This is a genomic window from uncultured Nocardioides sp., assembly GCF_947488025.1.
Lineage (GTDB): Bacteria > Actinomycetota > Actinomycetes > Propionibacteriales > Nocardioidaceae > Nocardioides.
In genome coordinates, this window is record NZ_CANKYS010000001.1 from 178304 (window position 1) to 199910 (window position 21607).

The 21607-nt window shown below is 72.1% G+C and carries 21 protein-coding genes; 13 read left to right on the top strand and 8 right to left on the bottom strand.

The window, feature by feature from the left end; translation table 11 throughout:
- Nucleotides 1-24: 24 nt before the first annotated feature.
- Genes Q1B24_RS00825 through Q1B24_RS00840 form a run of 4 tightly spaced genes read right to left on the bottom strand, consistent with a single transcriptional unit; the run spans nucleotide 25 to nucleotide 3780 of the window.
- Nucleotides 25-1293, bottom strand: coding sequence for a PrsW family intramembrane metalloprotease (locus tag Q1B24_RS00825; protein WP_299922179.1), 1269 nt, complete (start codon nucleotides 1291-1293; stop codon nucleotides 25-27).
- On the bottom strand, nucleotides 1290-1970 hold the full coding sequence (locus Q1B24_RS00830) for a hypothetical protein (protein WP_299922181.1): 681 nt from the start codon (nucleotides 1968-1970) through the stop codon (nucleotides 1290-1292). Before Q1B24_RS00830 ends, Q1B24_RS00825 begins: the two co-directional genes overlap by 4 nt.
- A complete protein-coding gene (locus Q1B24_RS00835) occupies nucleotides 1967-3187 on the bottom strand; it encodes a PrsW family intramembrane metalloprotease (RefSeq protein WP_299922183.1) in 1221 nt (406 codons plus the stop codon). The genes Q1B24_RS00830 and Q1B24_RS00835 overlap by 4 nt, the downstream gene beginning before the upstream one ends.
- Nucleotides 3184-3780, bottom strand: a complete 597-nt coding sequence (locus Q1B24_RS00840) for a hypothetical protein (RefSeq protein ID WP_299922185.1) — start codon at nucleotides 3778-3780, stop codon at nucleotides 3184-3186. The genes Q1B24_RS00835 and Q1B24_RS00840 overlap by 4 nt, the downstream gene beginning before the upstream one ends.
- Before the next feature lie 741 nt (nucleotides 3781-4521).
- Here Q1B24_RS00840 and Q1B24_RS00845 point away from each other — a divergent pair.
- From Q1B24_RS00845 to Q1B24_RS00855, 3 genes are all read left to right on the top strand, one after another.
- Entirely contained in the window at nucleotides 4522-5262 is a 741-nt protein-coding gene (locus tag Q1B24_RS00845) for a DUF222 domain-containing protein (RefSeq protein ID WP_299922187.1), read from the top strand.
- A gap of 157 nt (nucleotides 5263-5419) precedes the next feature.
- Complete coding sequence (locus tag Q1B24_RS00850; RefSeq protein WP_299922189.1) at nucleotides 5420-5953, top strand: HNH endonuclease; 534 nt, start codon at nucleotides 5420-5422, stop codon at nucleotides 5951-5953.
- A gap of 47 nt (nucleotides 5954-6000) precedes the next feature.
- The gene (locus Q1B24_RS00855; RefSeq protein ID WP_299922191.1) at nucleotides 6001-6336 is read left to right on the top strand and encodes a YnfA family protein; all 336 of its coding nucleotides are present in this window, start codon (nucleotides 6001-6003) and stop codon (nucleotides 6334-6336) included.
- A gap of 22 nt (nucleotides 6337-6358) precedes the next feature.
- Here Q1B24_RS00855 and Q1B24_RS00860 read toward each other — a convergent pair whose 3' ends face one another.
- On the bottom strand, nucleotides 6359-7558 hold the full coding sequence (locus Q1B24_RS00860) for an acyl-CoA dehydrogenase family protein (RefSeq protein ID WP_299922193.1): 1200 nt from the start codon (nucleotides 7556-7558) through the stop codon (nucleotides 6359-6361).
- A gap of 136 nt (nucleotides 7559-7694) precedes the next feature.
- Here Q1B24_RS00860 and Q1B24_RS00865 point away from each other — a divergent pair, with 136 nt between their 5' ends.
- The 8 genes from Q1B24_RS00865 (at nucleotide 7695) to Q1B24_RS00900 (ending at nucleotide 18495) form a co-directional block, all read left to right on the top strand.
- Nucleotides 7695-8723 carry an iron ABC transporter substrate-binding protein gene (locus Q1B24_RS00865; RefSeq protein WP_299922195.1) on the top strand — a complete coding sequence of 343 codons (1029 nt, stop codon included), beginning with the start codon at nucleotides 7695-7697 and terminating at the stop codon, nucleotides 8721-8723.
- A gap of 62 nt (nucleotides 8724-8785) precedes the next feature.
- The gene (locus tag Q1B24_RS00870) at nucleotides 8786-10279 is read left to right on the top strand and encodes an iron ABC transporter permease (protein ID WP_299922197.1); all 1494 of its coding nucleotides are present in this window, start codon (nucleotides 8786-8788) and stop codon (nucleotides 10277-10279) included.
- Nucleotides 10276-11328, top strand: coding sequence for an ABC transporter ATP-binding protein (locus Q1B24_RS00875; RefSeq protein ID WP_299922205.1), 1053 nt, complete (start codon nucleotides 10276-10278; stop codon nucleotides 11326-11328). Before Q1B24_RS00870 ends, Q1B24_RS00875 begins: the two co-directional genes overlap by 4 nt.
- On the top strand, nucleotides 11325-13868 hold the full coding sequence (locus tag Q1B24_RS00880; protein ID WP_299922207.1) for an AMP-binding protein: 2544 nt from the start codon (nucleotides 11325-11327) through the stop codon (nucleotides 13866-13868). Before Q1B24_RS00875 ends, Q1B24_RS00880 begins: the two co-directional genes overlap by 4 nt.
- A gap of 68 nt (nucleotides 13869-13936) precedes the next feature.
- Complete coding sequence (locus Q1B24_RS00885; RefSeq protein ID WP_299922209.1) at nucleotides 13937-15724, top strand: biotin carboxylase N-terminal domain-containing protein; 1788 nt, start codon at nucleotides 13937-13939, stop codon at nucleotides 15722-15724.
- A gap of 112 nt (nucleotides 15725-15836) precedes the next feature.
- Entirely contained in the window at nucleotides 15837-16466 is a 630-nt protein-coding gene (locus Q1B24_RS00890) for a TetR/AcrR family transcriptional regulator (RefSeq protein WP_299922211.1), read from the top strand.
- Nucleotides 16463-18154, top strand: coding sequence for an FAD-binding dehydrogenase (locus Q1B24_RS00895; protein WP_299922213.1), 1692 nt, complete (start codon nucleotides 16463-16465; stop codon nucleotides 18152-18154). Before Q1B24_RS00890 ends, Q1B24_RS00895 begins: the two co-directional genes overlap by 4 nt.
- A 122-nt stretch (nucleotides 18155-18276) precedes the next feature.
- The gene (locus Q1B24_RS00900) at nucleotides 18277-18495 is read left to right on the top strand and encodes a hypothetical protein (protein ID WP_299922216.1); all 219 of its coding nucleotides are present in this window, start codon (nucleotides 18277-18279) and stop codon (nucleotides 18493-18495) included.
- Here the strand turns inward: Q1B24_RS00900 and Q1B24_RS00905 are convergent.
- Both Q1B24_RS00905 and Q1B24_RS00910 read right to left on the bottom strand, forming a co-directional pair.
- Entirely contained in the window at nucleotides 18444-18701 is a 258-nt protein-coding gene (locus tag Q1B24_RS00905) for an ANTAR domain-containing protein (RefSeq protein WP_299922218.1), read from the bottom strand. The genes Q1B24_RS00900 and Q1B24_RS00905 overlap by 52 nt on opposite strands.
- Nucleotides 18702-18709: 8 nt before the next feature.
- Nucleotides 18710-19231, bottom strand: coding sequence for a sigma factor (locus Q1B24_RS00910; protein WP_299922221.1), 522 nt, complete (start codon nucleotides 19229-19231; stop codon nucleotides 18710-18712).
- A 90-nt stretch (nucleotides 19232-19321) separates the two neighbouring features.
- Between Q1B24_RS00910 and Q1B24_RS00915 the strand changes: the two genes are divergently transcribed.
- Entirely contained in the window at nucleotides 19322-19762 is a 441-nt protein-coding gene (locus Q1B24_RS00915; RefSeq protein WP_299922223.1) for a MarR family transcriptional regulator, read from the top strand.
- Between the two features lie 59 nt (nucleotides 19763-19821).
- Here the strand turns inward: Q1B24_RS00915 and Q1B24_RS00920 are convergent, their stop codons facing one another.
- A complete protein-coding gene (locus Q1B24_RS00920; protein ID WP_299922225.1) occupies nucleotides 19822-20526 on the bottom strand; it encodes a TetR/AcrR family transcriptional regulator in 705 nt (234 codons plus the stop codon).
- Between the two features lie 123 nt (nucleotides 20527-20649).
- Between Q1B24_RS00920 and Q1B24_RS00925 the strand changes: the two genes are divergently transcribed.
- A complete protein-coding gene (locus Q1B24_RS00925) occupies nucleotides 20650-21591 on the top strand; it encodes an NAD-dependent epimerase/dehydratase family protein (protein WP_299922227.1) in 942 nt (313 codons plus the stop codon).
- Nucleotides 21592-21607 lie beyond the last annotated feature (16 nt).

A 21607-nucleotide genomic window follows, 5' to 3' on the forward strand; every position in this document is an offset into this window, starting at 1 on the left:
CGCTGGGTCTGACGGTCGGCGACTCTACGCCGGCGTCGTCGTCGGCTCGGGCTGGGCAACTGCTCCGCCTCGCACCCGCGCCACGTCGGCGCGGGACGCGACGACGTCGGCGGTGCTCGCTCCGTTGGCATCGGCCAGGTCGGTGCACAGGTCGAGGGCTGCCGCGAGGACGTGCTTGCGGCGGCGCCGCTCGCGTCGGTCGGCGGATGCCTTGAGGTAGGCGCGTCGTTGCTTGTGCCCGGCGAAGGCCTCGACCTCCTCGGCGGTGAGGACTCCGTCAGCGACCTCGGGAGCGAGGATGTCGCGGGCGAGCTCGCGTTCGCGACCGTCGGTGAGGCGGAAGGCGTACCAGAGGACGCCGAGGCTGACGGCGATCTCGACGATGAAGATGAACAAGCTGGAGATCCCGGTGTCGGCACCGAGGGCGAGCACCGAGTCGAGGACGAGGTGGAAGCCAACTCCTGCTGCGACCAGGAGCAAGCCCCGGCCGGCTCGCCGCGGTTGGGCTGGGGTGCCGATGAGGTAGACGAGGCCTGCGCACACGAGCGCGGAGAACATGGGGTGCGAGACGACGTCGGAGAGGATGCGGGTCCCGATGCCGTTGGTCACGAGTCCGACCTGGTCGGAGCCGAAGCTGCCGGTCGCGCCGCCGATAGCGTAGAGGAAGTCCTCGAACGTCTGGAACCCCAGTCCGATGAAAGCCCCGAGGAACAGGCCGTCGGCAGGGGTGCGGACCAGGCGCCGCGCCATCCCGAGCAGGAGGATGAACCCGGCTGCCTTGGCGCTTTCCTCGACGAAGGGGGCGCTGAGTCCGGCCTGCCAGTCGGCACTCCACGCGGCGCCGAAGAGCTTGGCGTACAGGGAGCCCAGGGCACCGTTCGCCGAGGTGGCGATCCCGAAGGTCGCGCCGAGTCCACCCCACAGGAAGCACGCCAGCACCACGTTGAAGGGCTGTCGCTCGAACCGGTCGAGGTGGTGGAACCACCAGCCCCAGCCCAGGGTGCTGATGACGGCGATGGCGGCCCCGGCGGTGAAGGCGGGAGCGTAGTAGCCCGCCAGCGGGGTGAACATGTGGACCATGTTGAACAGCCCGGTCACCACCAGCGCCACGAACACCCATGTACAGGCGTTGCGCGGCTGCCAGAAGCGGAACGGCTCGCCCCAGCCGGACACCTCGATCGCGTCCTGGCGTCGGCGCACGAGCTCAGTCCTCGAGTCGGTCGTGGACCCGGTCGTCGAGCCGTCCTCCGGCTCATAGGCGGGGCTAGGGTCGGCGTGTGTGGGGGTGCTCATGACGCCTCCTGCTGGTCGGCGTCGGAGGTGTCCCACGGGCCGATGCTGTGGATCAGGTGGGCGATGTGGCGGGCGGCGGCAGTCTCCTGGTCGGGCTGACCCGACGCGCTGACCTCGATGCCGGTGCCGTCGCTCACGAAGGCGGCGACGGTGCCCTCGACGCCCCGTCCGGTGAAGGTCTCGGCGACTCCGGTGAGGCCGGAGTCGGTGGTGACGGTCGACCGGCCGTCGGTGACGGTGAACCCGTCGACGGCTCCGGTGGCCGAGGTGACCTTGTCGATCTGTTCGAGCAGCTCGCTCGCGGTGCCGTCGTAGGTGTCGGTGGTGACGATGATGGTCACGGTGCCGTTGGTGAACGCTGCTCGGGCGCCCGCGCCGCCTGCCGGGATGTCCGTGGTGCGGAATCCGTCGATGACGTCCCATCCAGGGGGCGGTGTGACGGCGAGGTCGTCGCTGATGGCGAACCGTTCTCCGGCGACGACGGGGTCGTCGTGGTCGACGGCTGCGTCGAGGTGCGGCACAGCCACGACCCACAGGAACCAGATGCCGACGACGACCAGTGCCGGCACGATCGAGCGTCGCTCCAACCCGGCCAGCCGCTCCTCGACCGGGACCCTTCGACGGCGACGCTCACCGGCTGTGGGTGCGGTCGCTTCGTGCGCCATGTGCGTGGTCACGTCGTCTGGGTTCGTAGTCGGGCGATCTCGGCGCGGGAGTGCTCCACGGCCGGGGTGTCATGGCCGCGGCTGTCGACGAGGTCGTGGGCGAGGTCGATGGCTCCGGCGAGGACGTGCTTCTCGCGGCGCTTGCTCATGCCTTCGTCGCGGCCCGTGACGGCGGCTTTGCGGTCCTTGCGTCGGTTGCGGCGGTCCCCGGTCAGCGCGGTCAGCTCGAGCTCGGTGATGGTGCCGTTGGCGACCTCGGGGGCGAGGACGTCGCGCATCCAGCCGCGCTCACGGTAGGACCCCCAGCGCAGGGCGACGAACAGCGCGTAGATGAGGAGGGCGGTGATGCCGAGGAGGAACCCGAGGGAGAGGAAGGGGTTGCTGTCGGCGAGAGCGACCTGTGCGTCCCACACGCCGTGCAGGATCATCGAGGCGGCCATGAGCGCCAGGCCGCGCCCGACGCGGCGGGGCTGTGCCGCAGTGCCGAGCAGGTAGATGATGCCGGCGCAGAACACGGCCGTGTACATGGCGTGAGACGCCACCCCGCTCCCCGCGCGGATCAGGAACGTCTGCATGACCGCGCCGATCTGGTCGACGCCGAAGTGGCTGTAGGCGGCGTTCTGCCCGTAGAGCATGTCCTCGAGGACCTGGAACCCGAGCCCGACGTAGGCGCCGACGATGAGGCCGTCGTAGACGGTGCGGATGACGAACGGTGCCAGCCCCAGGAGAAGCACGAAGATGATGGCCTTGGCGCTCTCCTCGACGAACGGCGCGGTCAGCCCGGCCTCCCAGTCCGTGGCCCAGGCTTGGCCGAAGTTCTTGGCGTACAGGTCCATCATCGCGGCGTTGCCGGGCAGCGCCATCGCCCACGGCGCTGCCAGGCCACCGCCTATGAAGGCGGCGATGGCCAGGCGTGCGGGGGTGCGCTCGTAGCGGTCGGCGTGGTGCAGGAACCACAGGAACGCCAGGCAGAACAGGCCGGCGGACGCCACGGCGGCGAGGTTGGCCTCCTCGAACACGCCGACCGTGGGGGCGGCCAGGTGGTAGAGCTGGCGGGTCCCGAGGATCACCGCCAGCAGGTAGACCCACAGGCAGGCGTTGCGCGGCTGGAAGAACCGGAACTCCGAGCCCCACCCGGACTCCTCGATGGCCGCGCGGCGGCGCTCCTCGAGCATCTGCTCCTGCCCGGCCGGGTCCCGAGGGGCCTGGGTGTCGGCAACCGTGCTCACGGGGTCTCCTCAGTGTCGGTCGCGATGGAGTCGATCATGTCCGCGACCTCTGGGGCCGTGGCGGTCATCTGGGTCTGTGGCCCGACGACCTGGATCTCGATGCCGGTGTCGTCGATCACGAAGGCGGTCAGGGCGCCGACGCTGTGGGCCGTGTTGAAGTTCTGCGTCACGCCGCGGAGACCGGACGCGGTCGCCTCGGGAGTGACCTCGCCCTTGATGTCGTAGCCATCGTCGCTGTTGGCAGCGTTGATGACCTCGGCCTGCTCGAGCAGCTCGGCCGGTGTGCCGGTGAAGGGCCCCTGGAGGATGGAGAACACCACGCCGTTCTTCACGAGGATGCTCTGCTGCAACGCCGAGTCGGGGCTGCGGACCTCGTCGGTGGTCCGCAGTCCGGACACCACTCCCCACCCCGGACCCGCAGTCATGCTCACCCCCTCGGCCACCTCGATGGCCTCACCGGGCTTGATGGGGTCGTCCCAGGCCACCTGGTCGTTGACCCACGGCAGGACCCACGCCCACAGTGCGAGCACCACGAGCGGCACCACGGCGTACGGAATGGAACGCCGCTCCAGGCCCAACCAGCGCTGGTCCACCGGGACCCTGTGTGCACTGACATCCGACAACGACACGTCGCCCCGCTCTCAGCGCCGCGTTTCCCGAGCGCAGTCGTGGTGCCCCCCGAAGATGGGACGAACCTTGTCCAGAACGTAGACATCGCCGCCTGCGCCGGTCCAGGCGCTCGCGGGCCAGCCCTGTGACGATCACGTGAATTCGCCGGGGCGTCCACCCGACCACACCCCTTTGGTGGGTGCTTGCGTTCCCGGCTCCAAGTTCGAGGTCCGGGCGCCGTCGGTCGGGATACACATTGGCCTCTCGACGGTGTTGCTCGTGTCAGCGATGACCCATCGGTCGATCTCAGATCGCTTGGCATGTCCCGCAATGCACCGCCTTCGACGTCAGGGGCTACCAGCTGGCCAGCGACGGTCTCGTCCAGCTGGGAAACGCACTCATCTGCCGCGACGAGTGCGGCGTGCACCCGAAGTGGACGTGTTCTCGAACGCCTTCGCCAACCGGGACAGCGCTCAGGCGGCCGTGGGCGACCTCGACGCGCCAGGCATACCGAAGGGGCGGAGCACTGGCTGCTTGCGTCCCACCGGCACGACGGACTCGACGTCGTACTTCCCAGGTCCCGGCCAACATGGACACATCCAGCAAGACCACGGCCGGGACGGTTTGGCTGACTCTCTGGCCAGCTTTCGTCCACAGGACGGCCCCTTCGCCGCCTGTCCACAGGCGCCCGCACGGGTGTCGGTGGGCGCCGGTTGAGTGGCTCCATGCCCACCTCCCAGCCCCCACTCACCGCAGCCGCGATCGCGGCGACGCGGCGCGAGATGCAGGCCGCGCTCGATGGCCCGAGCGGGCTGGACGACGCCGGTCGGGTCGATGCGATCCGGGCGTTGGAGGAGCTGGCCTGCACGGTGAGCGCGGCGCAGGCCGCCCTGGCAGCCGATCTGGCCGACTCGGTCGAGGCCGACCACGAGGCGATGGGCGTCCCGTCCGCCAGGCGCGGCCAGGGCGTCGCGTCGCAGGTCGCCTTCGCTCGGCGGGAGTCGCCCCACCGCGGCCAGCGCCATGTCGGGCTGGCGCGGATCGTCCGTAGCGAGCTGCCGCACACATGGGCCGCCTGGCGCGCCGGCCGGATCACCGAGTGGCGCGCCACGCTGATCGCACGCGAGACCGCATGCCTCTCCCTCGAACACCGCCTCGCCGTCGACGAGGCGTTGGCCGCCGACCGCGACGCGCTCGAGGCGATGAGCGACCGTCAGGTCATCGCCTCTGCCCAGGCCCAGGGCACGCGTCTCGACGCCGCCGCGCAGGTGGCCCGGCGCCGCAAGGCCGAGTCCGAACGACGCGTCTCGATCCGACCCGCTCCCGACAGCATGGTCTGGCTGACGGCCCTGCTGCCGGTCAAGGACGGCGTCGTCACCTTCGCGACGCTTGCTGCCGGTCAAGGACGGCGTCGTCACCTTCGCGACGCTCAGCAGGGAAGCGGACCGCGCGCGAGCCCAAGGTGACCCCCGGACCCGCGGCCAGGCGATGGCCGACTCCCTCGTTCAGTCAGTTCTCGTCGGCACCATCGAGCGGACCGACGATGGTGGAGCCGATGGCGGCACCCGCGACGATCCGCACACGCCCGGCGCCGCGGATGGGGCCACGCGTGGGAGCGTCCCTGTGGCGCTCGGCATCGTGATGACCGACGCCGGGCTCTTCGGTGGCGCCGACGACGCGGCGCACCTCGAGGGCTTCGGCCCGATCCCCGCCGAGCTGGCGCGGGAGATCATCTGCGGCGCTGTCAGCGCGGAGGAGCAGGTGAGCATCCGCCGGCTGTACACCTCGCCCGAGACGGGCGAGCTCCTCGCGATGGACGCCCGCACCCGCACCTTCCGCGGCAACCTCGCGCGATTCATCCGGCTGCGCGACCGCACCTGCCGTACTCCGTGGTGCGACGCCCCGATCCGCCACATCGACCACGTTCAGCCACACGACGCCGCCGGGCCCACCTCGGTCAGCAACGGGCAAGGTCTCTGCGAGGCCTGCAACTACGCCAAGCGAGCGCCCCGATGGCGGGCCAGACCCGAGCCGGACGGCAGCGTGACGACCACCCTCCCGACCGGCCACACCCACTCCACCCGCCCGCCACCGCTGGCGACTGTCAGACGGCGGGACCTGCGCCCGCTCACGATCGACTACGTGCTCGCCGGCTGACGCGCCCGTCGGGAGGAGGAGACAAGCCGTGCTGACAGACTCCCGCCATGACCGTCGTCGCGTCGCTCGCCCTCTTCGCCCTGGCCGCGATCGCGGAGATCGGTGGCGCGTGGCTGGTCTGGCAGGGCATCCGTGAGGACCGGGGCTGGGTCTGGGTGGGCGCCGGCTTCATCGCCCTCGGCCTCTACGGCCTGGTCGCCACCCTGCAGCCGGACGCCCACTTCGGGCGGATCCTGGCGGCGTACGGCGGCGTGTTCGTCGCCGGCTCGCTGGCGTGGGGGATGGTCGCGGACGGCTTCCGTCCCGACCGCTACGACATCGGTGGCGCGCTGATCTGCCTGGTCGGCGTCGCAGTGATCATGTACGCCCCGCGGTCCGCCTGAGCGGAGCGGCGGGGCGCGGCGCTCACTCGACCGGCAGACCGAGACCGCGGGCGATCAGCATCCGCTGGACCTCCGAGGTGCCCTCGCCGATCTCGAGGACCTTGGCGTCGCGGTAGAACCGGACGACCGGGTACTCCTCCATGAAGCCGTAGCCGCCGAATACCTGGGTCGCGATGCGGGTCGCGGTGACCGCCGACTCGGTGGCGTAGAGCTTCGCCACGGCGGCCGCCTGCTTGAACGACGCCGTGGTGACCGACGAGGATCCGGCGTCCATCGCGTCCTTCATCGCCGCCGCCTTGTAGGTCAGCAGCCGCGAGGCGTCCAGCATCACCTGCAGGTCGGAGACCTGGAAGGCGAGACCCTGCTTGCGCCCGATCGGGCCGCCGAAGGTCTGCCGCTCACCGGCGTACTGCACCGACATGTCGAGGCACGCCTGGATGCACCCGACCGCCAGCGCGGCGATCGCGACCCGGCCGTCGTCGAGCGTGGCGAGGAACTGCGCGTAGCCGCGACCGCGCTCCCCGAGGAGGTTGGCCTCGGGAACCCGGGCGTCGGAGAAGGACAGCGGGTGGGTGTCGGAGGCGTGCCAGCCGAGCTTGTCGTACGCCTTCTCCGCGGTGAAGCCGGGAGTGTCGGACGGGACCATGATCGTCGAGATCTCCGGCCGCCCGTCGGCCCGCTCCCCCGTGCGCGCCGTCACGGTCACCAGCGAGGTGATCGACGACCCGGAGTTGGTGATGAACTGCTTGGCGCCGTTGACGACCCACTCGCCGCCGTCGAGCACGGCCTTGGTCTTCGTCGCCCCGGCGTCGGAGCCCGCGCCGGGCTCGGTCAGCCCGAAGCCCGCGATCTTCTCGCCGGAGACGAGGTCGGGCAGCCAGGTCTTCTTCTGGTCGTCCGTGCCGTAGGTCAGGATCGGGTTGATCCCCAGCCCGACCGCCGCCTCGAGCGTGATGCCCATCGACTGGTCGACGCGACCGATCTCCTCGATCGCCAGGCACAGCGAGGTGAACCCGCCGTCCTCGCCGGCCATCCCCGCGCCGCCGAACTCCTCCGGGGCGGTGAGCCCCATCAGGCCCAGCGCGCCCATCTTCTGGACCACGTCGGTCGGGAAGTGGTGGCCGCGGTCCCACTGCGCGGCGTGCGGCGCGATCTCGGCCTCGGCGAAGTCGCGGACGCTGCGGCGGAACTGCTCGTGCTCGGGGGACAGCTCGAAGGTCATGCCTCGCAGACTAGCGCCGCAGGTTAGCGATCGCTAACCCCCGGGCGAGCGCCAGGCGGTGTGACGGACGCAATTCCTCGGGACACGTCGTCCGGGTCTAGAGTTAGGCGAGCCTAAGCAAAGTAAGGACGCCCCCGTGACGACTTCCCCGCACCGCGCGACCACGCGCGCCACTGTGGCCCTGGCCGCCACCCTCCTGACCGCCTCCACCCTGTCGGGGTGCGGCGTCTTCAGGTCCCCCGACCTCGTCATCTACAACGCCCAGCACGAGCAGCTGCTCGACGAGCTCGTCCCGCTCTTCGAGGAGGAGTCCGGCCTCGACGTCGAGCTGCGCAGCGGCAAGGACCTCGAGATGGCCAACCAGATCGTCGAGGAGGGTGACGACTCCCCGGCCGACGTGTTCCTCACCGAGAACTCCCCCGCGATGAGCATCGTCGACAACGCCGGCCTGTTCGCCGAGCTGCCCGAGTCGGCCACCGCGACGATCCCGGAGCAGTACGTCCCGGCCGACCGCACGTGGACCGGCTTCCTCGCCCGCTCCACCGTCGCGATGTACAACACCGACACGATGACCGAGGCCGACATGCCCGCCTCGATCCTCGACTTCGCCGACCCGGAGTGGCAGGGCCGCGTCGCCTTCTCCCCCACCGGCGCCGACTTCCAGGCGATCGTGTCCGCCGTCCTCGAGCTCGAGGGCGAGGAGGCCACGGCCGAGTGGCTCGCCGGCCTCAAGGCCAACGGCGTGATCGTGCAGAACAACCTCGTGGTGATGCAGTCCGTGGACTCCGGCGAGGTCGACGCCGGCATCGCCTACCACTACTACTGGTACCGCGACCGCCAGGAGAACGGCGAGGACTCCGACTCCTCGGCGCTGCACTTCTTCGGCGACCAGGACCCCGGCGCGTTCCTCAGCATCTCCGGCGCCGGCATCCTCGCCAGCAGCGAGAACCAGGACGCCGCGGAGGAGTTCATCACCTGGCTGACCGGCACCGAGGCGCAGCAGGCGATGGCGGAGTCCTACGCCCTGGAGTACCCGCTCAACCCCGACGCGAGCCTCGCCCCCGAGGTCAAGCCCTTCGACGAGCTCGAGCCGCCCGCGGTCGACGTGGCCGCCCTCAACGGCCCGCAGGTGACCGAGCTGATGACCGCGGCAGGCCTCCTCTGACCACGTCCCCTGCCCGGTCCGGGCGTCGTACGCCGCTCCCGCTGCTCGTCGCGGGCGCGGCGGTGGCGCTCCTGGCGCTGGTGCCGTTGTTCTACGTGGCCACCTACGTGGTCATCATCGGACCGGTCGACCTCTGGCACCTCCTGGCCCGCCCGCGCATCGCCGAGCTGCTGCGCAACACCGTCACCCTCGCGACCGCCTGCATGGCCGCCACCGCCGTGCTCGGCGTCGCGCTGGCCGTCCTCGTGGAGCGCACGGACCTGCCGGGGCGCCGCCTGTGGCACGGCCTCCTCGTCGCCCCTCTCGCCGTCCCGGCCTTCGTCAACGGCTACGCGTGGGTCTCGCTCGACCGCAGCGTCCACGGGTTCTCCGGTGCCTTCACCGTCGTCACGCTGTCCTACTACCCGCTCGTCTACCTCCCGGTCGTCGCGATGCTCCGCCGCCTCGACCCCGCGCTCGAGGAGTCGTCGTGGTCGCTCGGCCACTCGCGCGCCCGCACCTTCCGCACCGTCGTGCTGCCGCAGCTGCGCCCGGCCGTGCTCGGCGGTGCGCTGCTCGTCGGCCTGCACCTGCTCGCCGAGTTCGGCGCGCTGTCGCTGCTGCGCTTCCCGACGTTCACGACCGCCATCTACGACCAGTACGGCTCGACCTTCAACGGTGCCGCCGCCACCGCGATGGCCGGCGTGCTCGTCCTGCTCTGCCTCGTCCTGCTGCTCGCCGAGCTGCGCCTGCGCGGCAACCGCAGGTACGCCCGGCTGGGCCGCGGCGCCGCCCGGCACGCCGTACCCCTCACGCTCGGCCCCTGGCGCTGGCCGGCCCTCGCCGCCGCCGGCACCGTCGTGGCCCTCGCCATCGGCGTCCCCGCCTACTCCCTCGTGCGCTGGCTCCTCGTCGGCACGTCGACCGAGTTCCCGCTGGCCGAGCTGGCCGAGGCGCTCGGCGCGACGGTCGTGCTCGCCCTCGCCGGCGCGGTCGTCACGACGCTCGCGGCGATCCCGGTCGTCTGGCTGGCCGTCCGCCACCGCGGGTGGGCAAGCACTGTGATCGAGCGCAGCACCTACATCGCCAACGCCCTGCCCGGCATCGTCGTCGGGCTCGCGCTGGTCGTCGCCTCGCTGCGCCTGGTGCCCGGCGTCTACCAGACCGCCGCGCTGCTCGTGGCGGCGTACGTCATCCTCTTCCTGCCGCGAGCCGTGGTCACCGTCCGCGCCGGGCTCGAGCAGGCACCGACCGTGCTCGACGACGTCGCGCACAGCCTCGGCACCGGCCCGCTCGCCACCGCCCGCAGGGTCACCCTGCCGCTGATCGCGCCCAGCCTCGGGGCCGGAGCGGCGCTGGTCTTCCTCGCGATCTCCACCGAGCTCACCGCGACCCTGATGCTCTCCCCCATCGGCACCAGCACGCTCGCCACCGAGTTCTGGTCGGCGTCCTCCGAGCTCCGCTACGGCGCCGCCGCTCCCTACGCGCTGCTGCTGGTGCTCGTCTCCATCCCCGCCACCGTGCTGCTGATGCGCACCGACTCACCGGCCAACCAGACGGAAAGGATCCCGGCATGACCTCCGTCTCCATCACCGGGGTGACCAAGTCGTTCGGCGCGACCCGCGCCGTCGACGACGTCACCCTCCACGTGCCCCACGGCTCCTTCACGACGGTCCTCGGGCCGTCGGGCTGCGGCAAGACGACGTTGCTGCGGCTCATCGCCGGCTTCCTCCTCCCCGAGTCGGGCAACATCGCCTTCGGCGACACGACGGTCGCCGGCGACGGCGTACGCCCGGTGGCCCCGCAGGCGCGGCGGGTCGGCTACGTGCCCCAGGAGGGCGCACTCTTCCCCCACCTCGACGTGGCTGCCAACATCGCGTTCGGCCTGCCACGCGAGGCACGCGGCGGTGGCAGGGGGCGCGACCGCGTGGCCGAGATGCTCGACCTCGTCGAGCTGCCCGCCGACTTCCGCGACCGCCGCCCCGACGAGCTGTCCGGCGGCCAGCAGCAGCGCGTCGCGCTGGCCCGGTCGCTGGCGCCGCAGCCCGCCGTCGTGCTCCTCGACGAGCCGTTCTCCTCCCTCGACGCCAGCCTGCGCGGCAGCACCGCGCGGGCCGTGCGGCGCGCGCTCGAGGCGACCAACACCACCGCCCTGCTCGTCACCCACGACCAGAACGAGGCGCTCTCGCTCGCCGACCAGGTCGCCGTGATGCGGGCCGGCCGGCTGGTGCAGTCGGCCCCGCCGAGCGAGGTCTACCTCTCCCCGACCGACCCGCAGGTCGCCGAGTTCGTCGGCCGCGCCGTGGTGCTGCCGGGCACCGCCACCGACGCCCGCGCCACGTGCGCGCTGGGCGAGGTCGTGCTGACCGAGCCGACCACCGGGCCGGTCGCGCTGATGATCCGCCCGGAGCAGGTCTTCGTCGACCTCGCCCACGACGAGGGCGTCCGCGGCACGGTCGAGGAGGTCAGCTACTACGGCCACGACTGCGCCGTGCAGGTCCGCCTCGACGAGGGCACCTCGGTGCTCGCGCGGATGGCGGGCGTGCGGCACCCGGGCCCCGGCGACGTCGTCCATCTGCGCGTGACCGGGCTGGTCCGTGCCTACCACCCGGCAGGCGCGGAGTGACCCTCACGTCGCCCCAGCCCGCGCTCGACCGGTCCACGAGGGTCGGACCGGTCCTCGACCACGCGCGCTTCGGCACCGCTCCCGCGGTGGTCGCCGGCGACGAGGTCCTCACCCACGCCGACATCGCCCGACGCGTGGCGGACCGCGCGGCCACGTGGGGTCCGGCCCGCCGGCTGGTGCTGGTCGAGGGCACCAACGACCTCGACTCGCTCGTCGCCTACCTCGCGGCGCTCCAGCACGGTCACGTCGCCCTCGTCGTCCCCGACGGCCGCCCCGCCGAGCGCGACGCGACAGTCGCTGCCTACGACCCCGACATCATCTGCACGAGCGGCGCGCGCGACGACGTACGACGCACCGCCGGCGCGCACGACCTGCACCCCGACCTCGCGCTCCTGCTGAGCACCTCGGGCACCACCGGATCGCCCAAGCTCGTGCGGCTCTCGCGCGACAACGTCGCGAGCAACGCCGCCGCGATCGCCGACTACCTCGGCCTCACCTCCACCGACCGCGCCGCCACGACGCTGCCGCTGCACTACTGCTACGGCCTGTCGGTCCTGCACTCCCACCTCGTCGTGGGCGCGAGCGTCGTGCTGACCGACCTGAGCGTCGTCGACGAGTGCTTCTGGGACCTCGCCGCGCGCACAGGTGTGACCGGCCTCGCCGGCGTGCCGCACACCTTCGACCTGCTGGGAGCCAGCGGCTTCGAGGACCGCGACCTCCCCACCCTGCGCCGGGTGACCCAGGCCGGCGGCCGGCTCGCGCCGGACGACGTACGCCGCTGGAGCCGGTTCGGCCGCAGCCGCGGGTGGGACCTCGTGGTGATGTACGGCGCCACCGAGGCCACCGCGCGGATGGCGTGGCTGCCCCCCGACCTCGCCGAGGAGCACCCGGGCAGCATCGGCGTCGCGATCCCCGGCGGGCACCTCCGTCTCGACGAGTCGGTCGACGACCGCCCGGGCGTCGGCGAGCTCGTCTACTCCGGCCCCAACGTGATGCTCGGCTACGCCGAGGAGCCTGCCGACCTGGCCCTCCCGCGCGTCACGACGGAGCTGCGCACCGGCGACCTCGCCCGCGAGCGGGACGGCCTCTTCGAGGTGGTGGGGCGACGCAACCGCTGGGGCAAGGTCTTCGGGCTGCGCATCGACCTCGACGCCGTCGAGCGCACCCTCCGGGCCGACGTCGACCGGCACGCCCGGGTCGTCGCCACCGGGCGGGCCGTCCACGCCTTCGTGACCAACGGTCGCCGCCGTGCCGCCGCCCGGTCGCTCGTCGCCGACCGGTGCGGCGTCCCCCCGCACGCCGTGCAGGTCTCCGTCGTGCCGCAGGTGCCGCACACGAGCAGCGGCAAGCCCGACTACGCCGCCCTGCTCGACCTGGCCACGCACGTCGAGCAGGAGGACGGCGCCCCGGACGCGTCCGCCGGGGCTGGCCGCACCGTGCGCGCCGACGTCGTCCGGGTGCTCGGCCGCCCCGACGCCACCGACGCCGACTCCTTCGTCTCCCTCGGTGGCGACTCGCTCTCCTACGTCGAGCTCGCGACCCGTCTCGCCCACCACTTCCCCGGCGGACCGCCTGCCGGGTGGCACGCGCGGACCATCGGCGAGCTCGAGCAGCTGGCGGGCGACGATCGCCGGCGCCCGCGCACCCACATCGACACCTCCGTCGCGCTGCGGGCGCTCGCGATCGTGATGATCGTGGCCAGCCACGTCGACCTCGTCGGCCTCGAGGGCGGCGCCCACCTGCTCCTCGCGCTCGCCGGGTTCAACTTCGCGCGCTTCCAGCTCTCCGCACCCGGCGGCGCCCGCGACCGGTTGCGCCACGGCCTCTCCGGCCTGGCCCAGCTCGTCGTCCCGGCGGTGCTGTGGGTGGGCGGCGTCGCGCTCGTGCTCGGCAGCTACGACCTCACCACCGTCCTGTTCGTCCGCGAGGTGGTCAACGGCTCGGAGTGGGACGACCAGTGGCAGCTGTGGTTCCTCGAGTCGCTCGTGTGGCTCACCGCCGCCGCCCTGGCCGCGACCACGCTGCCCGTGCTGCACCGGCTTGAGCGTCGTACGCCGTTCCGGTTCGCGCTCGCGGTCCTCGCCGTCGCGACCGCGGCGCGGATCGCCGAGGTCGGCCTGCGGGCCGGCCCCACCGAGCGCTACACCACGCTCGTCGTCGCGTTCTTCTTCGCGCTCGGGTGGGCGGGCGCGCGGGCGGAGACGACCCGCCAGCGTGCGCTCGTCTCCGCGCTGGCGCTCGTCCTGGTCACCGGCTTCTTCGGCGAGGTGCACCGCGAGGTCATCGTGCTCGGCGGCTTCCTCCTCGTGCTGTGGCGTCCGCAGCTGCCGGTCACGCCCCTGGTCGCCCGGGCCGCAGGCGTGCTCGCCGGCGCCAGCCTCTTCATCTACCTCACCCACTGGCAGGTCTACCCAGCGCTCGAGGACGCCGGTCACCAGTGGCTCGCGCTTGTGGCGTCGCTCACAGTCGGGATCGCCTACGCGCGCGTCGTACGGCCCGTGCACCAAGCAGTCGGTCGCGCGGTGCTCGGAGCGCGGTAGCCTGCCGAGCGGTACGCCCCTCCGGCCACCGCGGCCGCCGACCCAGTGTCCCCGTCAGGAGTCCTCGCGTGAGCTTGAAGAAGGTCCTCATCGCCAACCGCGGCGAGATCGCCGTCCGCGTCATCCGCGCCTGCAAGGACGCCGGCATCGGCTCCGTCGCCGTGTACGCCGACCCGGACCGCGACGCCCTCTTCGTGCGGCTCGCCGACGAGGCGCACTCCCTCGGCGGGGCGACGCCGGCCGAGTCGTACCTCGACATCGCCAAGATCATCGCGATCGCCGAGAAGTCCGGCGCGGACAGCATCCACCCCGGCTACGGCTTCCTCGCCGAGAACGCCGAGTTCGCCCAGGCCGTCATCGACGCCGGGCTGATCTGGATCGGTCCCCCGCCGGCCGCGATCGAGGCGCTGGGCGACAAGGCCCGGGCCAAGCACATCGCCGACAAGGCGAGGGCCCCGCTCGCGCCGGGCACCAAGGACCCGGTCAAGGATGCCGACGAGGTCGTCGAGTTCGCCAAGGCCAACGGCCTGCCGGTCGCGATCAAGGCCGTCTTCGGCGGTGGCGGACGTGGCCTCAAGGTCGCCCGCACGCTCGAGGAGATCCCCGACGCCTACGAGTCCGCGGTCCGCGAGGCCGTCACCGCCTTCGGTCGCGGCGAGTGCCTGGTCGAGAAGTTCCTCGACAAGCCCCGCCACGTCGAGACCCAGTGCCTGGCCGACCAGCACGGCAACGTCGTCGTGGTCTCGACCCGCGACTGCTCGCTGCAGCGACGCAACCAGAAGCTCGTCGAGGAGGCCCCCGCGCCGTTCCTCACCGACGAGCAGATGACCGAGCTCTACGCCTCGTCCAAGCGCATCCTCACCGAGGCCGGCTACCACGGCGCCGGCACGTGCGAGTTCCTCGTCGCCCAGGACGGCACCATCTCCTTCCTCGAGGTCAACACCCGCCTCCAGGTCGAGCACTGCGTCTCCGAGGAGGTCACCGGCATCGACCTCGTGCGCGAGATGTTCCGCATCGCCGCCGGCGAGGAGCTCGGCTACGACGACCCCGAGATCCGCGGCCACTCCATCGAGTTCCGCATCAACGCCGAGGACGGCGGCCGCAACTTCATGCCCGCCCCCGGCACGCTGACCCGCTGGCACGCACCGGCCGGACCCGGCGTACGTCTCGACGGCGGCTACGACCAGGGCGAGACCATCCCCGGCTCGTTCGACTCCCTGATCGCCAAGCTCATCGTCACCGGCCGCGACCGCACCCAGGCCCTCGAGCGTTCGCGCCGCGCGCTGGACGAGTTCGTCGTCGACGGCATGCCCACCGTCATCCCGTTCCACCGCGCAGTCGTCCGCGACCCGGCCTACGTCGGCGCCTCCACGCCCACCGGCGAGGGCGAGTTCACCGTCTACACGCAGTGGATCGAGTCCGAGTTCGACAACCAGATCGAGCCGTACGCCGGTGACGCGGGCGAGGCCGACGAGCAGGGCGAGCGGCAGAAGGTCACCGTCGAGGTCGGCGGCCGTCGGCTCGAGGTCGTCCTGCCCGCCGGGCTCGGCGGGCTCTCCCTCTCCGGGGGAGCCGGCGCGGCGAACGGTGCGAAGAAGGCCGGCAAGCGGTCGACCAAGAAGGCCGGCGCCGCTGCCTCCGGCGACTCCGTCACCTCGCCCATGCAGGGCACCATCGTCAAGGTCGCCGTGGAGGAGGGCCAGGAGGTCGCCGAGGGCGACGTGGTCGTCGTCATGGAGGCGATGAAGATGGAGCAGCCGCTCAAGGCCCACAAGGCCGGCACCGTCGCCGGGCTCCAGGCCGAGGTCGGCGCCACCGTCACCAACGGCGCCGTCATCTGCGAGATCAAGGACTGATCCACCCGGGACGTCATGGGAATCGGTGGCTCGGACCTCGCTGTCCCATGACGTCCTGTCTCGCTTCCGAAGATAGATAGCAAGCGCTCACTTTCTATGTGAGACTGACGCCGTGACCACGACCCGCGAACGGCGTACGCAGGCCCAGCGCCGCGAGGGCACCATCGGCGCGCTGCTCGAGGCGACCGTGACGTGCCTGACCGAGCGGGGGTACGCCGCCACCTCGACCGCCGCGGTCTGCGCGGAGGCCGGCGTCAGCCAGGGGGCGCTCTTCCGTCACTTCCCGACCCGGCAGGCGCTGCTGGTCGCGACCGCGGAGCACGTGGCGATCCGCAACGTCGAGGCGTTCCGCGCCACGACCGAGGGCGCGACGGTCGACACCGTCGACGACGTGGCGGACGTGCTGGCCCACCTGCGGGCCGCCGTGCTCTCCCCCACCAACCAGACCTGGCGCGAGCTGCTCGTCGCCGCGCGCGCCGACGCCGACCTGCGCGACGCGCTGCTGCCCGCGCGCGAGCTGCTACAGGCGCAGATCCTCGCCGTCGCCGCCGACCTGTGGGGCGACCGGCTCTCCGCCGACGACCTCCCCGCCGTCCTCAGCATCGTCATCAACATGCTCGACGGCCTGGCGTTCTCGGCCCTCGACCCCGACCCCGCCGCCGCACCCGGCCGCACCGTCGAGCGGGCGCTGCGCCTGCTCGCCGAGATGATCGTCAGCCACTACCCCGAGGAACCGTCATGACCCCCGACTTCACCCCCGACGTCATCGTCGTCGGCGCCGGCCTCGCCGGGCTGGTCGCCACCCACGAGCTCGCCCTCGCCGGCAAGCGCGTGCTGGTGCTCGACCAGGAGAACCGCGACAACCTCGGCGGCCAGGCCTGGTGGTCGCTCGGCGGGCTCCTCTTCGTCGACAGCCCCGAGCAGCGCCGGATGGGGATCTCCGACTCGCCCGAGCTGGCCTGGCAGGACTGGCAGGGCTCGGCGCAGTTCGACCGCCTCGGCGACGGCACCGACGGCCCGGGCCGCGGCGAGGACTTCTGGCCGCAGCAGTGGGCGAGGGCGTACGTCGACTTCGCCCACCGCGAGAAGCGCGACTACCTCCGCGCCCTGGGCCTCCGCTCGCTGCCCTTCGTCGGCTGGGCCGAGCGCGGCGACGGGCGCGCGACCGGCCACGGCAACTCGGTCCCCCGCTTCCACCTCACCTGGGGCACCGGGCCCGAGGTCGTCCGCATCTTCGCCGAGCCGGTCCAGCAGGCCGAGACGACCGGGCTCGTACGCCTCGCCTTCCGCCACCAGGTCGGCGAGCTCGTCGTCGAGGACGGCGCGGTCGTCGGCGTGCGCGGGACCGTGCTCGCCGACGACGACGCCCCCCGCGGCGTGAGGTCCGACCGCGACGCCGTGGGCGAGTTCGAGCACCGCGCACCGGCCGTCGTCGTCACCTCCGGCGGCATCGGCCACAACCACGAGCTCATGCGGCGCAGCTGGCCCACCCAGCGGGTCGGCGCCGCACCCACCCACCTGATCTCCGGCGTCCCCGCGCACGTCGACGGCCGCATGCAGGGCATCGCCGAGACCGCGGGCGCGACGATGGTCAACCGGGACCGGATGTGGGCCTACGTCGAGGGCATCCACAACTGGGACCCGGTCTGGCCCGACCACGCGATCCGGATCCTGCCCGGCCCGTCGTCGATGTGGTTCGACGCGAACGGCAAGCGGCTCGAGGGCATGTCCGGCGTCCCCGGGGCGGACTCGATCGGCGCGATGAAGCAGATCCTGACCACCGGGCACGACTACTCGTGGTTCGTGCTCACGCAGTCGATCATCGAGAAGGAGTTCGCGCTCTCCGGCTCCGAGCAGAACCCCGACATCACCGGCAAGGACCTGAAGTTCCTGGCGCAGAGCCGGCTGGCGAAGGGCGCCCCCGGCCCGGTCGAGGCGTTCAAGGAGCACGGCGTCGACTTCGTCGTCGCCGACACCCTGGCCGAGCTGGTGACCGGGATGAACGAGATCGCCCGGGGCCCCGAGCTGGACCTCGACGACCTCGAGCGGCACGTCGTCGCGCGCGACCGACAGGTCGACAACGCCTTCACCAAGGACGTCCAGGTCATGGCGATCCACAACGCCCGCCGCAGCCGTACGGACAAGCTGATCCGGGTCGCCAGGCCCCACCGGATCCTCGACCCGGCGCACGGCCCGCTGATCGCCGTCCGCCTCAACATCCTCTCGCGCAAGACGCTCGGCGGGCTCGAGACCGACCTCGACGGCCAGTGCGTGGCGGCCGACGGCAGCCGGGTCCCGGGCCTGTACGCCGCCGGCGAGGTCGCCGGTTTCGGCGGTGGCGGCGTCCACGGCTACAACGCGCTCGAGGGCACCTTCCTCGGTGGGTGCATCTTCTCCGGCCGAGCCGTCGGCCGGGCACTCGCGCGCTGATCGAGGGTTCGCCGCGCGGGTGACACGGATCGCGGCTGACGTGTGCGATTGCCGGTGAAACTACGTCTGATCTGGGGTTCCCGTGGGGGGCGCCGGCCGGGGATCCCGCTCACAGTGGGTGGGTGAGCAACCACCCCTCCACCAACCGCGGCACGGCTGTCGACGCGACCGCCACGCTCGGCGTCCTGGTGGTCGGGGCCTGGGTGCTGGCGATGATCGCACCGCTGGTCTCCGCGGTCGCGGTGCTGCTGACCGTCGGGCTCTACGTCCCGGTGCGTCTTCGCGCGTCTCACAGGCCGGGCAGCTCTCGCGTGCGGACGATGTCCTCGGCGATCACGTAGACCTTCTGGTTGCGCTGGCTCGACATCCGCTTGAGGTAGTCGAATGCTTGGCCGGCGTCGATCCCGAGTCGCTCCATCAGCACGCCCTGCGCCTGGCCGATGACCAGGCGGCGACCGAGTGCGACCCGTAGGTGGTCGATCTCCACCCCCGCCGCTTCGAGCGCACGAACGAGCCGATCGTTGTCCTCGATCTCGTCTGCGGTCACGCTCGGCCTCACCGCCGCGGACCGATCGGTGCCAGCGACCTCAACGCCTCGTTGATCAGCGTCGTGACCGGCTCGGCGGAGTCGAGCTCCTCCTCGATCCGCCTGTGGTCGAGCCCGTCGAACCAGGCCAGCTGCACGGCGTGGGACTGAGCATGGGTGAGGCCGGCGGCCAGCAGGACCGAGTCGTCGATGTAGGCAGCCGGCGCAGGCTGCCCCACCGGGCGCGGCGAGAGGCGACGGGCTCGTACGGCCATCCGGTGGGCGATGACGAGCATCCAGGCCGCGGCGCTCGAGTGGGACGGGTCGTAGGTCGGCGCGCGGCGCCACGCCTCGATGAACGCTTCGCGGGTGATGTTCTCCGAGGCGTCCTCATCCCGGAGCAGGCACGTGACCATGCCGAAAACGCGTGGAGCGAGGCGGTCGTAGAGCTCGGCGAACGCCTCCGCGTCACCGCTGCCGGACCTCGCGAGGAGCAGTTCCAGCGGTCCTGCGCGACCGGCCCCTGCTTCCGGCATCGCTCGTGTAGCCACAGGTGCCCTCCCAGACCCCGACTGCGGCATGGTGCCTCGTGCACGAACCACTTGTGCACAAGATACATGCGTAGGGCAGAATGGCGCGACATGGGGACGATCAAGGCACCGCCGCTGGACGAGCAGCTGTGTTTCGACCTGTACGCCGCGTCACGGGCCGTGACCGCGGCCTACCGCCCGGTCCTCACCCGGCTCGGCATCACCTACCCGCAGTACCTCGTGCTGATCGTCCTGTGGGAGCACGAGAGCTGCACCGTCCGCGACCTCGCCGCCCAGCTCCGCCTGGACCACGGGACGCTGACCCCGCTGCTCAAGCGGATGGAGGCGGGAGGCCTCGTCGAACGCCGTCGCGACAACGCGGACGAGCGCTTCGTCGTCGTGTCGCTGGCCGGCAAGGGCGAGTCCCTGCGGCGGCACGCGGAGGCGATCCACTGCGACATGGTGGATCAGCTCGGCCTCGGGAAACAGGAGTTCGCGGAGCTGCAGGAGACCCTGCGGGTCCTCACCGCGAGGGTCTCGCCCCCCGCGTGACGAGCCGGCGCGTTGCGCGGGCGACCGCCTGACGCGGATCGTGCGGTTGCCTGCTCGAGCTACGCCAGACCCACGGCCTCGACGAGCGCCGCCACGTGGTGCTCGAAGAGGTCGCCGGGCTCACTGAAGGTGTCGGCGCCGTACTGCCCGAACACCTCGAACGACACGCACCCGAAGAGCGCCGCCCAGGCGAAGAGTCCGCGGGCGACGAGCCGGTCGGGGGCGGTCAGACCCATCTGCTTGCGGATGCGCGCCAGGTCGCGGGACAGGCGTCGCGGGGTGAGCGGCGCGTCGTCGAGCGAGATCGCCCCCGCCTGCCACGCGTCCTCCCAGACCTCGACGAGCCGACCGACGACGCGCGTGCCGGGGCCGGTGGTCTGCTCGGCGGGTGCCTCGTAGCCGGGCACCGGGCTGCCGAAGAGGAGGGCGTACGTCGCCGGCTCGACCAGCGCCCAGGCGCGGGTCGCGCGGGCGATCGCGACGATCCGGCCCGCGTGGTCGTCGCTCTCGACCGCCTCGAGGGCGGCGTCCACGGCGTCGCCGAGCTCGTCGTAGCCGTCGACCACGAGCAGGGTCAGCAGCTCGTCGCGGCTGGCGACGTAGCGGTAGATCGCTGATGACACCAGGCCCAGGTCGCGCGCCACGGCCCGCAGCGACAGCGCCGCGGCCCCCTCGGTCGCCAGGTGCTCACGGCCGATGCGGACGATGTCGCGCATCGTCTGCTCGCGAGCCCTGCTGCGAGGCGTCGATGTCGTGTCGTCCATGGGTCGATGGTGCCACATCCGTGAGCGCCTGTGACACACGCGAGCACTGCTCTTGCTTTCCCGATGCTCCAGGTGCATGCTGGCCGAAACGAGAGCACTGCTCTCTCTTTCCGAGGAGAACCCATGAGCACGATCCACGTCGTCACCGGAGCCGGCCCCGTCGGCTCGACCGTCGCCCGGCAGCTCGCCGACGCCGGCGAGCAGGTCCGTCTGCTGACCCGGTCGGGCAGCGGACCGGACCACCCCTCCATCGAGCGGCGGAAGATCGACGTCTCCCGACCCGACGCCCTGGCCGGGGCCTTCGAGGGAGCGGTCGCGGTGCACCACTGCATCCACGGGTCGGCGTACGACGCCCGCGTCTGGCGCGCCGAGCTGCCGCAGGCCGAGCGGGCCGTCCTCGAGGCGGCCGGACGCGTCGGCGCGGTCGTGGTGTTCCCGGAGAGCCTCTACTCGTACGGCCCGGTCGACGGCACCCTCACCGAGGCGACGCCCCGCACCGCGACGACCGGCAAGCTGGGCGTGCGCACCGAGCTGCTGGCCCAGCGCGAGGCCTCGCCGACCCCGACGGTCAGCGTCGCCGCGTCCGACTTCTACGGCCCCCTGGTCCGCAACGCCCACGCCGGGGAGCGCCTGGTGCCGACGGTCCTGGCCGGTCGCACGATGCGCGTGCTCGGCAGCCCCGACCAGCCGCACTCCTTCACCTACGTGCCCGACCTGGCGGCCGCGATGATCACCGCGGCCGCGCGATCGGAGCTCTGGGACTCGTTCCTCCACGCGCCGACGGCGGGGCCGGTCACCCAGCGCCGCCTCGTCGAGCTGGTCGCCGAGGCGGGCGGCGTACGCGCCCCGAAGGTCGCCTCGATCCCGGTGTCCCTCCTCGGCGCCGCGGGCGTCGTGTCACGCAGCGTGCGCGAGATGGCCGAGACCGGCTACATGTTCGACCGGCCGTTCGTCATGGACTCCACCGCCAGCGAGACCCGCCTCGGGCTCTCCCCCACCCCGCTGGCCGACGGGCTCGCGCAGACGGTGGCGTGGTGGCGGACGCAGCAGCGAGCGGCCGCCTGAGCCCGACCGGGGTACG